The 13,507-nt window shown below is 54.1% G+C and carries 10 protein-coding genes; 6 read left to right on the forward strand and 4 right to left on the reverse strand.

Annotated elements, in window-relative coordinates:
• The first annotated feature begins 590 nt into the window (after nt 1–590).
• The 3 genes from P1U45_RS09925 (at nt 591) to P1U45_RS09935 (ending at nt 4,931) form a co-directional block, all read left to right on the forward strand.
• A complete protein-coding gene (locus P1U45_RS09925; protein ID WP_301058912.1) occupies nt 591–1,106 on the forward strand; it encodes a hypothetical protein in 516 nt (171 codons plus the stop codon).
• 39 nt (nt 1,107–1,145) lie between these two features.
• A complete protein-coding gene (locus P1U45_RS09930; protein WP_301058913.1) occupies nt 1,146–3,119 on the forward strand; it encodes a TonB-dependent receptor in 1,974 nt (657 codons plus the stop codon).
• A 108-nt stretch (nt 3,120–3,227) separates the two neighbouring features.
• On the forward strand, nt 3,228–4,931 hold the full coding sequence (locus P1U45_RS09935; RefSeq protein WP_301058914.1) for a HAMP domain-containing methyl-accepting chemotaxis protein: 1,704 nt from the start codon (nt 3,228–3,230) through the stop codon (nt 4,929–4,931).
• 132 nt (nt 4,932–5,063) lie between these two features.
• Here P1U45_RS09935 and groL read toward each other — a convergent pair whose 3' ends face one another.
• The 4 genes from groL to P1U45_RS09955 form a co-directional block, all read right to left on the reverse strand.
• On the reverse strand, nt 5,064–6,716 hold the full coding sequence (gene groL, locus P1U45_RS09940; RefSeq protein WP_301058915.1) for a chaperonin GroEL: 1,653 nt from the start codon (nt 6,714–6,716) through the stop codon (nt 5,064–5,066).
• A 52-nt stretch (nt 6,717–6,768) separates the two neighbouring features.
• Nucleotides 6,769–7,059, reverse strand: coding sequence for a co-chaperone GroES (gene groES / locus P1U45_RS09945; protein WP_022694835.1), 291 nt, complete (start codon nt 7,057–7,059; stop codon nt 6,769–6,771).
• Between the two features lie 318 nt (nt 7,060–7,377).
• Nucleotides 7,378–8,145, reverse strand: coding sequence for an SDR family oxidoreductase (locus tag P1U45_RS09950; protein ID WP_293608397.1), 768 nt, complete (start codon nt 8,143–8,145; stop codon nt 7,378–7,380).
• Nucleotides 8,146–8,224: 79 nt separating this feature from the next.
• A complete protein-coding gene (locus P1U45_RS09955; RefSeq protein WP_301058917.1) occupies nt 8,225–9,886 on the reverse strand; it encodes a DUF262 domain-containing HNH endonuclease family protein in 1,662 nt (553 codons plus the stop codon).
• Between the two features lie 71 nt (nt 9,887–9,957).
• Between P1U45_RS09955 and P1U45_RS09960 the strand changes: the two genes are divergently transcribed.
• From P1U45_RS09960 to P1U45_RS09970, 3 genes are all read left to right on the forward strand, one after another.
• Complete coding sequence (locus P1U45_RS09960) at nt 9,958–10,830, forward strand: fumarylacetoacetate hydrolase family protein (RefSeq protein ID WP_301058919.1); 873 nt, start codon at nt 9,958–9,960, stop codon at nt 10,828–10,830.
• A 4-nt stretch (nt 10,831–10,834) separates the two neighbouring features.
• Nucleotides 10,835–11,788 (forward strand): hypothetical protein, encoded by a 954-nt coding sequence (locus P1U45_RS09965; RefSeq protein ID WP_301058921.1) that lies wholly within the window; start codon nt 10,835–10,837, stop codon nt 11,786–11,788.
• Between the two features lie 422 nt (nt 11,789–12,210).
• Complete coding sequence (locus P1U45_RS09970; RefSeq protein ID WP_301058922.1) at nt 12,211–13,467, forward strand: EAL domain-containing protein; 1,257 nt, start codon at nt 12,211–12,213, stop codon at nt 13,465–13,467.
• Nucleotides 13,468–13,507: the final 40 nt, after the last annotated feature.

Genomic DNA, 13,507 nt, shown 5'->3' on the forward strand with positions numbered 1-13,507 from the left:
CTTTTTTGTTCCTTGTTGATAAACAATAAGGATTATCTGATAAACGTCAAGTGAAATTATCGTTATTCGATGAAGTTTCTGTAACGGGCATAAAATTATCCCATATTTCCGTATCGTTGGGCTGATAATTCATGTTTCGCAGAAATGTTGGACGGTTTGCGCACTTTAGTGCGGATGTTGGTCTGGCTGCGGCAGCACGCCGCAGAAATAATTGCTGCGCCAGGTGCAAAATATTTCTACCGGGGCGAGCTATTATGGCTCGGTAAAGGTAGAAGCTGTGTGTTTGCTGAAGCGAAAACTCCGGGTCTGTTAATCCTTTGATCCGGTCATGTAAGCAACTGGTTCGAAGAGGCGTTAGAGCCGGAATCCTAAAGTTCTGATTTCATGACGATTTGCGGTTTATTCAGGAAAAAATGAATAAAGATTTCAGTAAATCCGTTAATGTTGACTCGGCCCAAGACTTGGTTGTGTCTGTATTTCTTAAATGAATAACAGATGTCAGCTTTATTTTAATTCAACTGTTGTTTCCTTTGCCAAATATCAACGCCCTTAAAGAATGTAAGGGTATGAATGAACAAAGGAACTAACGGATGAGAAAGTCTCTTACGGCACTTTCAATCATTGCAGCTTCGATGCTGGCGACGGTGCCTGCCCATGCGGCGGGTGAACGCGATCTCCAGCTTATCGGTCGTGCGCTTAGCTTTGTAGAAGGCGGCGCGACGGGCAATGTGACGCTTGCAATTGTATACGCAGACGATGTTGCCGGATCACAGGCGGAAGCAGAAAGCATTTCCGCAATTCTTGGTTCTGGGCTCAGTGCGGGTCAAGTCACGCTGCAGCCCCAGCTTATTTCAATTTCAGATGTTTCGGGCATTGGCTCGGACGCAGCACTTTTCGTGCCGTCTGGCATGTCGGCGCACTACTCTGCGATCTCTTCAGCACCGTCCATCACGGTCAGTACTGATCGCGCGTGTGCAGAGGCCGGTGCCTGTGTGGTTGCCGTTCAAAGCCAGCCAAGTGTCGAGATCTATGTGAGCCGCTCTGCGGCTGACGCGCGCTCTGTAAGCTTTGCGTCCGCGTTCCGCATGATGATCAACGAACTCTGATTACTCCAAGAAATTTCTCGTTCAGGAAAGAACAGACTGATGTCTAAATTTAATAAGAAATCATCTATCTTTGCACTGTCTGCTATTGCGATGTTCGGCCTGCCGGCAATGGCGCAGTCTATTGATTACGGCTCTCTCGAAATGCTGTTTGACGAGCCTGTCACTACGTCCGCTACGGGCGCGCCGCAGCGCTCTACAGATGCGCCAGTGACGATGGAAATCATCTCAGCTGACGAAATCCGCAATTCTGGCGCCGTCAACATTCCGACATTGCTTTCCCGACTCGCGGGCGTTGAAGTTCAGCAGTATGGTCGTAACTTCCACGATGTCGCGATCCGCGGCTATAACCAGAACAAGACGCCTCGTCTGTTGGTTCTGGTAAACGGCCGTCAGGTCTTCCAGGATTATTACGGGTTCACGGACTGGGACGTCATTCCAGTGCAGCTGGACGAAATCCGTCAGATCGAGATCGTCAAAGGCCCGAATACAGCCCTTTTTGGCTTTAACGCTGTCGGTGGTGTTGTGAACATCATCACCTTCAATCCGCTGTATACGGAAACCAATACGCTGCGCGGCGGAGTGGACTTCAATGATGGCGTTCGTGGGTCTGGCGTGGCGACATTCCGTCCGTTCGAAAATACCGCTATTCGAATGTCAGCGGGTGGCCAGCAGGCACAGGAATTTGAAGACCTGCCATTCGAACTGCGTGGTGACCCGCAGAACGAGCAATGGGCGTTCGCTGCAGAGGCTGGCATTCAGGCGACATCCAACACACAGGTTTTCCTCGAAGGTACGGTGTCCAGTTCTATTCGCATGGAGCGTTTGCCATCGGGCGCGAACATTGTCCGTGACGGCGAGACGACCAGCCTGCGCGCCACTGTTACGCATGATGGCGACTGGGGGCTGATCAACGCAACAGCTTACCGCAATACGCAGGAATACCTGACAAACCCATTTGCGCCGACGCCAAGCTTTGATGTCGAAGCCGGTCTGACCGTGTTCAAAGTTGAAGACCTGTTTAAAGTGGGCGCGGATCACACGTTCCGCGTAGCTGGTGAGTATCGTGAAAACACGCTCGACCTGATCCTGTTTGGCAACAGCTCTTCCAACGAATACAATGTGTTCTCCGTTGGCGGCATGTGGAACTGGGCAATCAATGACCAGCTCTCCTCCACTGTTGCGGTTCGTTCAGATACACTGAACTTCGAAGGCGAGACGATTTTCTCGACTAACTTTGGTGCACCTGAAGCCGAGCGTGAAATCAGCGAGATCAGTTATAACGCCGGTCTTGTGTACACACCAACGTCACGTGATCTGTTCCGTTTCCAGATTGCCCGCGGCATTCAAACGCCTAGCCTCGTTCAGCTCTTCTTCTCTCCGGATGTCGATCCGAGCATCGTGAACAATTATGCGATCGACTATGATCGTCAGATCAGTGAACTTAACGGCAAGATGCGCATCAGCGTATTCTATCAGGACAATCAGGATCTGTTCACGGTTGCCAATGCGGCATTCGCTCCAGGCGTGAACATTCCAACAGGCGAGAATCTTGGCGACTCCGAACTGTTTGGTGTGGAACTGTCTTTTGAAGGTCGTATCGGTAACCACATTGACTGGTACGCGTCCTACGCGATCAACGACACCACAGACGGTGATTTTGCTCAGGTTGCGTCATATGACGGTCTTCGCGACGTTCTGGACTTCGAAGAGTCCAACCTTGGTGACCAGCTGAAAGCCGGTGCTGTTTATGATGATGGCAAATGGGTATTTGGCGCACATGCGCGCGTTGTCCCATCACGTCAGGTCTTCGATTCACTCGATCCGGGCGACTATCAGTACCAGCGTGTGACCGTGGATAGCTATGTCGCGCTTGATATGAACCTCTCTTATCGTCTCAACGATGATGTCACGCTGTCACTTGATGCGTTTGACCTCACCAATGATGATGATGTGCAGGTTCCGGGTGGCGACATCGACTCACGCGTCTGGGCGTCTGTCCGCTTCACATTCTAACGCTAAACCAATGAAATCAGGCGCTTTATTGCGCCTGATTTTCGCCGTCGCATTAAATGAATTGCAATGCGTTCAGGCTATAATGACGAAAAGTTCCGAGGGTGCGTCATGAAGTATTCCAATATCTCCAACTGGCCGTTTACCGCCAAATTCGCAGTCCCGTCTGCTCTGTCTCTGGGAATGATCTGCGTTGTGGCAGGCGTCAGCCATTTTGCGCTGAGTGCGCAGGTGAACCGCACGACCGAGATTGTGGACGTGAACTTCCACAACGCGCTTGAGCTGGTTCAGGCCAACAGCGCCGTGCAGGATGTGAACGGACAACTCTACCAGACGCTGACCAATCAGGCCGCTAACGTGGTGGACTCATCGGCGGCTGCGTCAGAGGTTATGGCGCTGCAGGGCAGTGTCGATCAGATTGTTGCGTCTCTCGAGATTTACCGTGCGAGCACGGCCAGCGCTGAAGAAGCTGCAGCCGTTCAGAACATCATCGAACAGCTGACCACGTACAAAGAAACCATTGAAGTCGTCGCGACGATGATGGAAATCGACTTTGCGTCAGCCGTTGCCTTCGCAGAACCGTTTGCGGAAAACTATACGGTACTACAGACGCAGTTCCAGGAACTGGTCGATGAGGTCGTCGCCTCTTCTGAAGCTAGCGCGGCCGATGGTCAGGTTGCGGCAGGTCAGGCGAAACTAATCCTTCTGCTCGTGGCGCTGTTCGCGCTTCTCGCAGCAGGCGCGATCGCCGCTGTCGTGGCACGCTCTACCACACGCTCCATCCGAGAGATTGCGGGCGCGACGGACCGTCTGGCATCAGGTGATCTGGATACAAATCTCGATGGTCTGAGCCGTGGTGATGAGCTGCAGTCTATCGTCGAGTCTCTGTCTACTTTCCGCTACAATGCAGTCGAGCGTAACCGTCTCGCTGAACGTGAGCGTGAAGAAGCGCGTCTGCGTGAAGAGCGCACCGAGCGTATGGAGAAGCTTATCGCGTCATTCGAGGCGGACAGCCGTGACCTGCTTGGTCTGGTGGCTGGTGCTTCGGAACAACTGCGGTCAACAGCAGAGCACATGCGTGGCACGGCTGGCGAAACAACGAACCAGTCTCAGAATGCATCTCGCTCTGTAGGTCAGGCGGCTAACGATGTGCGCTCTGTGGCTGCGGCATCTGAAGAGCTATCAGCGTCTATTATGGAGATTGCAGGCTCTGTTGAGGATTCTGTCACGGCGATCAATCAGGCCGCTCAGAACGCTATGAGCGCGAATGAGACGATGGCAGATCTCGCATCTGCGGCTGACCAGATTAAAGAGGTTGTTGGTCTCATCAACGATATCGCAGAGCAGACAAACCTTCTCGCGCTGAACGCGACGATTGAGGCTGCACGTGCAGGTGAGGCGGGCAAAGGCTTCGCGGTTGTTGCGACGGAAGTCAAAACGCTGGCGAACCAGACCTCGCAAGCGACAAGCCGCGTTGCTGAAAGCGTAGCGGACATTCAACGCGTAAGCGATACGGTTGCCGGCGCGATGGGCTCTATCAACGACTCCATCAGCAAGGTCACAGAGATTTCTGCGCGTATTTCCCAGTCTATGCAGCAGCAGGGCGGGGCGACACAGGAAATCGCATCCAGCATTTCTCGTGTGTCCAGCGAAACAGAGAATGTGACCAGCTCTATGGTCAGCGTTCAGACGTCTGCGTCCGATACAGACAGCTCTGCAGGCGACGTTCTGGATGCAGCATCCACGCTGCAAAAGCAGGCCGAACAAATGCAGACAAGCGTCCAGCGCTTCCTTGAAGGCATTCGGGCAGCCTGATCGCAGGTTCAATACAAATTCAGAAAAGCGGTGCCCGTACGGTGCCGCTTTTTTGTTTGGAGGTGAAACAAAAAAAACGGCGATCCGAAGACCGCCGTTCTCTTTGTGCCGTAAGGGCGAGTGAAGCGAGGCTTAGAAGCCCATGCCACCCATGCCGCCCATTCCGCCCATGCCGCCCATATCAGGCATTGCAGGTGCAGAGTCGTCTTTTGGCGCTTCTGCGATAGCAGCCTCAGTTGTGATGAGGAGACCAGCAACAGAAGCAGCGTTCTGAAGAGAAGAACGAACAACTTTAACCGGGTCGATGACACCGAAGTTGAACATGTCGCCATATTCTTCAGTCTGAGCGTTGAAGCCGAATGCAGCGTCAGAAGATTCAAGGATCTTGCCGACAACGATTGAGCCTTCAACACCAGCGTTTTCAACGATCTGGCGAACTGGCGCTTCGAGAGCTTTACGAACGATGTCGATACCAGCTTGCTCGTCAGCGTTCAGGCCAGTGACAGTGATCGCAGCAGCCGCTTTCAGAAGCGCTGTACCACCACCAGTGACGATGCCTTCTTCAACAGCAGCGCGTGTTGCGTTCAGAGCGTCGTCGACGCGGTCTTTACGCTCTTTCACTTCTACTTCTGTTGCGCCGCCAACTTTGATGACAGCTACGCCGCCAGCCAGTTTCGCGAGACGTTCCTGAAGCTTCTCTTTGTCGTACTCTGAAGTTGTTTCTTCGATCTGACGTTTGATCTGACCAACGCGGTCTTCAATGTCAGACTTCTCACCAACGCCATCAACGATTGTTGTGTCGTCTTTAGTGATAGAAACGCGCTTGGCAGAGCCGAGCATGTCGATTGAAACGTTCTCGAGCTTGATGCCGAGGTCTTCGGAAACAACCGTACCGCCTGTGAGGATCGCGATGTCTTCAAGCATAGCTTTACGACGGTCGCCGAAGCCAGGTGCTTTAACAGCTGCGATTTTCAGGCCGCCACGGAGCTTGTTCACAACGAGTGTTGCGAGCGCTTCGCCTTCAACATCTTCTGCGATGATGAGGAGTGGACGGTTAGACTGAACAGCAGATTCCAGAATAGGAAGCATTGGCTGCAGAGAAGAAAGTTTCTTCTCGTGAAGCAGGATCAGAGGCTCTTCCATCTCAACCAGCATTTTGTCAGCGTTTGTGACAAAGTACGGAGAGAGGTAGCCACGGTCGAACTGCATGCCTTCAACGACTTCGAGTTCGGTTTCGAGGGATTTAGCTTCCTCAACCGTGATAACGCCTTCATTGCCGACTTTTTCCATTGCTTTCGCAATCATGTCGCCAATTTCGCGCTCGCCGTTTGCAGAGATCGTGCCGACCTGAGCGATTTGCTCAGATGTGTCGACTGGCTTCGCAGACGTTTTGATGGAGTTTACAACTTCAACAACAGCTTTTTCGACGCCGCGACGCAGATCCATCGGGTTCATGCCAGCAGCAACGCGCTTCATGCCTTCGCGAACGATAGCCTGAGCGAGAACTGTAGCAGTTGTTGTGCCGTCACCAGCCACGTCGTTTGCTTTAGACGCAACTTCGCGAAGCATCTGAGCGCCCATGTTCTGGAACTTGTCTTCCAGTTCGATTTCTTTTGCGACTGTTACGCCGTCTTTCGTTGTGCGCGGAGCACCGAAAGATTTTTCGATAACAACGTTACGACCTTTAGGGCCGAGTGTTACCTTCACCGCGTTCGCGAGGACGTCGACGCCCTTCATCATACGTTCGCGAGCGTCAGCGGAGAATTTCACATCCTTAGCAGCCATGTGTATTTTCCTTGTTCAGAATGAATTTAAAAAACGACCAGTGCGGTGAAGCTTACGCTTCAACAACGCCCAGAATGTCGGACTCTTTCATGATGAGGAGCTCTTCCCCACCAACGTTGACTTCTGTGCCAGACCATTTGCCGAACAGGACGCGGTCGCCAGCTTTGACGTCGAGCGCTACGAGGGAACCGTCGTCGCCGCGCACGCCTGTGCCAACTGCAACAACTTCACCTTCCTGTGGCTTTTCTTTCGCCGTATCGGGAATGATGATCCCGCCTTTGGTTTTTTCTTCTTCCTGTACGCGGCGTACAAGCACGCGGTCGTGAAGCGGACGGAATTTCATTGAATGCCCTCTCTCCAAATTGGATTGATACAAAGAGTTTTGCCTGTTTAGCACTCACTCGAGGAGAGTGCTAACAGAGGGGCAATTAAGAACACGGGGAGTTACCGTCAAGGGGCAAAAAACAAGATTTATCCTGTTTGTGCGGCGCCTTCTTCACTTATCCGACGACGTTGAGCCGCGCGGGGATTACGCCAGAAATGAGGATGGCATTCGCAATTACAACCGCGCCCCGGTGAATCTGTGACGGGAAGGCACAGATAAAAAAGAAACCGGCGCGGTGAAGGCGCCGGTTTCATGAATTTGAATTGAAGCGTGTGATCAGGTGATCGTCTGACCGCCATCAATCACCATCATCTGGCCATTCATGTAAGACCCTGCTTTGGAAGCAAGGAATACCGCAGCACCAGCGATCTCTTCCGGCTCACCGATACGTTGCATCGGTGTATAGGCCAGCGAGCGCTTGAGCGTTTCCGGGTTTTCCCAGAGTGCGCGGGCGAAGTCGGTGCGGATCAGACCCGGTGCGATACAATTCACACGGATATTGTCTTTCCCGTATTCCACGCAAAGGTTGCGCGCCAGCTGGAAGTCCGCGGCTTTGGAGATGTTATAAGCGCCGATCACCGGTGAGCCTTTAAGGCCGCCGATAGATGAAATGATCACGACAGCACCATCTTTGCGCTCACGCATTTGCGGCGCACACATCTGGACCAGCCAGTTGTTTGAGATGATGTTGTTCGACAGAATTTTCTGGAACTGGTCGTCATTGATATCACCCAGAGAGCCGTAGAACGGGTTCGATGCCGCGTTACAGACGACAATGTCGACTTTGCCGAACGCAGCATTTGTTTCGTCCACAAGGTTCTGAAGCTCTTCCTTAGAAGAAATGTTCGCCGGAACAGCAATTGCGGTGCCCACGCCAAAGCGCTCGTTAATTTCGTGCGCAGTTTCTTCGCATGGCTCTGGCTTGCGTGATGAAATCACGACGCGCGCGCCCTGTTCAGCCATAGCAATCGCAATCGCTTTACCGATGCCGCGGCTGGAGCCTGTGATAATTGCCGATTTTCCCGACAGATCAAAAAGTGACATATGTTTCTCCCTCTGGACGCTTTTGTCTTCTGATTGCGATCAGATGTAGCGTCCTGAAACCAGCGAGTACAGACGCTTGTTAGCCGACCGGAAGGTCTAATTTCCATTCACGGATAAGAAGCTTTGCCAGTCGCGCCGTCCGTTCGCGAACGATAGCAGGCGTCCATTCTTCATATGCCGCTACGTCACGTGTCAGGGCATATCGGCCGCCTCGCGAAGGGCGACGGAAGAACTCGTCTCGCTTTTGCAGAAAATCCAGACGGTCTGCGCGCTGATTATCTCTCTGTGTCAGCAAGCAGAAATTCCCGAGCGACTCACAGATTTCCCGACGCTCAACCAGGTCCGGCCAGACGTCATACCATTCAGACCCCGGTTCCGGATTGCGTGGAAGGACATGCTCGACGGTGGCGTCGCTTGTGTCGGGTGAGGTCTCGCTGCCATCCAGAAGACTGTTCAGCTTGATGGCCAGCGCGCGTCGCTGCGTTACGGAGCCAAACCGGCCATATAAGCGCTGCGTCAGCTTTTCCCGCTCATCGCCAGTCAGCGACAATGCGCCTGATGGTGAAAAGAGTTGCTGGTCCGACATGACTTCTTCTGAAATCCGCCTGTAACGGCGGGCGCGCGTATCGCGGTCTGTAATGACGAGCTGCATGGCAAAGCCGAGGCGCTCCAGATCACAAAAGAACTCACGCGCCGTGTCGGCATCACGCGGATGATAGACGAGGAATTGCAGGGCAGGGGCGCGCCAGCCCGCATGATCGAGCGATATCAGGCGTGCCAGATGTTCATTGACCGCGGGCATAGGCCGGGAGAGCTGCACATCGCCCTGTTTGAGCTCAAGATAGGCCTCAACAAAGCGCGGTAGTTCTTCCTCGAGGAAGCTACGCGGCGATGTTTCCTGAAGCACCGAGTTACAAAAGCCGGTGACGAAATCGCCGCGCATCTGACGGTCGTGCAGGGAGCGTATCTGGCGAAGAAGATCGTCAAAATCCTTCGCGCCAAGGCGTGCCTCATGCAGCGTCCAGGCCCGCGCCAGCCGGTCAGCGTCCTGAGATGACAGGTTAGCTCGTTCAAACAGCTCTGTTTTCAGAATGTCATGCGCGGTGGGTTGTCGCCCGCGCGTATTGAGTACCTGAAAGACTTTATAACCGGCGTCTCTGTTCTCGACGCAGACATGCACGATCGGACATTGGTGCAGAATGAAATCTGCCAGCGTGTCGCGATCCGCCTCAGAGAGCAGTTTAACCTCCTCGCGAATGGCGATGAGGTTGTCGATCAACATGCTCTGTTCGGATGTCTCAGGCACAACATTCTCGGCGTTTAAGGTCGAGCCGGGCCGTTGGGCGAGCGCGCGGAACACTGGCGCATCGACATGATTGAGCGTCAGCCGCCATTCACCGAGGCGCAGATCATCGGCCAGATAGCTGTGTAGCTCGTTGCGCCGTTTCTTATCTGCCATGGCGTCACGAAGACAGGCGATAAGAAGAGAGATCGTTGTGATGCGCTGCTGCCCGTCGACAATTTCGCAAAGGTCAGGAAAGCCGGTCTCGCAGGTGACGACTGCACCCAGAAAGTGAGAGCGTTCTTCGTCCATAGCCTGAACGAGGTCCGTCAGAAGTCCATTCGCATCAGGTACCTGCCAGGAGTAACTCCGCTGGTAGCTCGGTATGCGATAGCTGGTGCCAGACTTCAGCAGCTCGGCGATTGATCTCGCCTCGGCTGTAACTCCCAACAAACTCATTACTTCTTCCGGTACGCGTAAAAACACTTTATCGCTGCAGTGACGAGACATGGAAAGCAAGAGGTGGCGTGATGAAGTTCGGACGGATCACAAAATTTGGGCAACATTTTTCGGTTGTGTTTCAAAATAACCATGCCTACCGGCTGCAATCTGAGGTGGCGGGCGAAGACAAGCCGATAGAAGCCTGGCTTGCAGATCCTGAAGCGCTTGCTGAAGCGGGAAAGGCTGCCATCGCTGGCGGCGAGGCCATCGAGTTCACAGCAGACGACCTGCTGGCGCCTGTGAAAGCGCCACGCAAAATCCTCGCAATTGCGCTCAACTATCTTGATCACGCCCGCGAAACCGGCCGCGAACCGCCAGAACGTCAGACCTGGTTTGTAAAGCAAGTGACCGCACTCAACGCGCCTTATGGCACGATTGATATGCCGAAAGTTTCAGACCGTCTCGACTATGAAGCCGAACTCGTTGTCGTGATCGGTCGCGGTGGTCGCCATATTCCGGCAGAGCGCGCTGATGAAGTGATTGCCGGTTATATGTGCGGCAATGACGTGTCCGTTCGTGACTGGCAGCGCGCAACCCCAACCATGATTATGGGCAAGGGCTTTGATACGCACGCGCCTGTTGGGCCGTGGATTGTGACGCCAGATGAAGTCGGCGATGCGAATACGCTGGGTGTGCGAACGCTGCTCAATGGCGAGGTTCGCCAGAGCGGCACGACTGCTGACCTGATCCACAAAATCCCTGACATGATCGCGCATCTGAGCGCGGCCTTCACGCTGGAGCCGGGCGATCTCATCTTTACGGGCACACCGGCTGGCGTCGCCGTTGCTTATGATCCGCCGAAGTTCATGAAAACCGGTGACCGTGTCCGTGTAGAGATTGATCGAATCGGCCATATTGAGCACGTGATCGCTGACGAAGCAGGATTGACGCGCATCGGATAGTCGAGTGACGAAGAAGACAGCTCTCATTGCCCTGATTGCAGGTGCCGCCCTAGGCGCTGGAGGGCTTAGCCTGTTCGGACTGTTGCAGCCCGAAGACAAGGCTGGTGCTGAGACGCTGGTGCCGTCCCCGTTAACGGCAGAACCATGGTCCTTCATGGTCAGCTCCTGCGAAGACAGCCCGAGCGCCATTGCGCCCTGCGTGCTTGTGCAGGCCGGCGGCAAACGGCTGGTCTTTGGTGCGCCGCTCCATAATGACTGGCGGGGCATCGGGCCTCTGGACGCTATTTTTCTCATGGACGGGAAGCCTGAGTCTTCGGCTGGCGTGATGGGGCTTCGCTATGAAACCTGGGTTTCCGGGCGTCCCTATAGGCAGGCTCTGGTAACGGGCGAGCTTTATCTGGAAACGCTTCAGGCGCTTGATGAGGCGATGCTGATCCCTGACGCGCTGGTGCAGATGGATAGCGCCAATACGCTCGATTCACGGCAGGCAGGCTTTTCTGTCCGGCCTGTGCCGAGCGCCGCTGAACGCTTTTCCGTCTTCAATACGGGCGATTTGCAGGTGCTGGCGCATTCAAGGCTTAATGATCGCGGCGACCAGATTATTGCCTATCGTGTGACCTATGAAGGGCAGGCGCTGGATATCTATTCATGTGAAGGTATGGACGCTCCCATCTCGGGGCTTTCTCCAGACGGTGTCTTTGTGCCGGTGGTCGACCGGGTGCAGCTTTCCGAAATGCGCCGTTATGCCGAACGTGAAGATCTGGTGGCGCGGCGCCGCGAAATTCTATCGGCCGGTCTGAACTGTCCGTCTCTCACCGAAGCGCGGGATTACGCACAGGAGCGTAGCGCCAGTGCCCTGATTACGGTGGGCGTTGCTAATCCGGATGTGCGCCCGAATTTTCAGTCAGCAGGCCTTAGCTGGCAGCCGGTGGATACAGAGCCAGCTCTGCTGGATTAACTCTGACTGCAGGCAAAAGGGCTCTTAAAAGACGACGGGGCCCGGTGTGAACACCAGACCCCGTACTCCCCAGATCGCCCCCGTCCGGCCATCAGGCCGCGGACTTGAGCTGCCAGATGAATGCCATGTGAATGTTTTCTGGTCCAGACGCTTTTCTGCATCGAATTCAACGAGGTTCAGCTGCGTTGCGCATTTGCCACTCATGAGGTCAACGCAGTTTGGTTTTTGAGCAGACGTTGCAAAAGACGAGTTGGGGGGAGAGGGATGGCACAATATCTTGTGCATCGAACAGCGGTCTTCCCCATGAATTTGGGGTGGTGAGATTGCCATCAGCACTGAATCATAGACAATCAATGTGTTAACCAAAACAGTGTATTAATGCGATAACTGAAGTTTCAACGCACTGATCGCAAAGGCCCTTTATGCCAGCATTCGCGCATATTCTGATTGCTGCCTCCTACGTCGTCGTAGGTGTGTTTCTGGGTATTTGTTTTTTTCAGTTCACGTCTTACTCCTTTGAAATTGCAGTAATATCAGCGCTTGCGACGGTGTCTGTGTCTGGCCTCGTGCATGTCATGGCAGTGAGCCGCGAGCGTGCGAAACTGCTGGAATCTCGCCTTCTATCCATGCGCAACGAGCTGCGCAAAGCGCATCAGAAATCTGAAGTTCTGGAAGCGCGCATGGGGGTGATGGAAGAATCACTGCAGCGCGAAGTGTCTGAGCGTCGTCAGACCCTCGTCGCTGAAATGCGCGAGCTTGAAGACCTTATCCAGCGTCTCGGCAAAAGCTTTGAAGCCAAAATGGAGAGCGCCAAGCGCAATCCGCGTCTGGGTGCTGCTAGCGGCAAGCCGGGTGAACGGTCTCCGGAAGAAGCACTTCAGGCCGTTCAGGACGCGCTCGATTCCAACCGCGTTGACCTGCATTTGCAGCCAATCGTCAGCCTGCCGCAACGCCGTGTCTGCTTCTATGAAGGCTTTACCCGTCTGCGCGACGAGAACGATCAGCTCATCATGCCGGGCGAATTCCTCGGCGCAGCGAAAGAAGCCGGGCTTCTTGGTGTCATCGATAATATGCTGCTCTTCCGCTGCGTGCAGATTGTTCGTCGCCTTAGCGAGAAAGACCGCCGTATCGGCGTATTCTGCAACGTAGCAATCTCGTCTCTGGAAGATGAGGCTTTCTTCCCGCAATTCCTCGAATTCATCAAAGAGAACCGCGATCTTGCCGGCTCTCTGATTTTCGAGATTTCAGCACATGATTTTGCGCGTCGTTCGCCAACGACAGCCCGTCATATGGCGCGTCTGTCTGATCTCGGCTTCCGCTTCTCGCTGGATAAGGCCGACGGCATCGATGTGAACCTGCCGGAAATGCAGGCCGAGCAGGTGAAATTCCTGAAAGTAGAAGGCAGCAAGCTTCTTGAGCAGCTCGTTGACGGCGGACCGCGCCCGATTTCGGCTGTGACGCGTTCAACGTCGCCGCAGGATGTGCCAGCCGTCTTTATGCGCTATGGCGTCGATCTGATCGCAGAGAAGGTCGAAACTGAGAAAGAAGTCGTCGAAATTCTCGACTTCGATATTCCGTACGGTCAGGGTTATGTGTTCGGCGAAGCACGTCCGATCAAAGAGAGCCTGATGGAAGAAACTGCACCGCCAACCGATTTCATGCACCGCAACGCAATCTAAGGCGCTCAGACCCTTTTCTTGATCTGTCGATTAGGCTAAC

Origin of the sequence: Ponticaulis sp., assembly GCF_029210165.1 — a bacterium.
GTDB lineage: Bacteria > Pseudomonadota > Alphaproteobacteria > Caulobacterales > Hyphomonadaceae > Ponticaulis.

Bases quoted from the DNA above. Each gene is read 5' to 3' on its own strand.
- P1U45_RS09960 (WP_301058919.1), top strand. From the start codon at position 9,958: ATGAAGTTCGGACGGATCACAAAATTTGGGCAACATTTTTCGGTTGTG.
- P1U45_RS09970 (WP_301058922.1), top strand. From the start codon at position 12,211: ATGCCAGCATTCGCGCATATTCTGATTGCTGCCTCCTACGTCGTCGTA.
- P1U45_RS09950 (WP_293608397.1), bottom strand. From the start codon at position 8,145: ATGTCACTTTTTGATCTGTCGGGAAAATCGGCAATTATCACAGGCTCC.
- groES (WP_022694835.1), bottom strand. From the start codon at position 7,059: ATGAAATTCCGTCCGCTTCACGACCGCGTGCTTGTACGCCGCGTACAG.
- P1U45_RS09930 (WP_301058913.1), top strand. From the start codon at position 1,146: ATGTCTAAATTTAATAAGAAATCATCTATCTTTGCACTGTCTGCTATT.
- P1U45_RS09935 (WP_301058914.1), top strand. From the start codon at position 3,228: ATGAAGTATTCCAATATCTCCAACTGGCCGTTTACCGCCAAATTCGCA.
- P1U45_RS09955 (WP_301058917.1), bottom strand. From the start codon at position 9,886: ATGAGTTTGTTGGGAGTTACAGCCGAGGCGAGATCAATCGCCGAGCTG.
- P1U45_RS09925 (WP_301058912.1), top strand. From the start codon at position 591: ATGAGAAAGTCTCTTACGGCACTTTCAATCATTGCAGCTTCGATGCTG.
- groL (WP_301058915.1), bottom strand. From the start codon at position 6,716: ATGGCTGCTAAGGATGTGAAATTCTCCGCTGACGCTCGCGAACGTATG.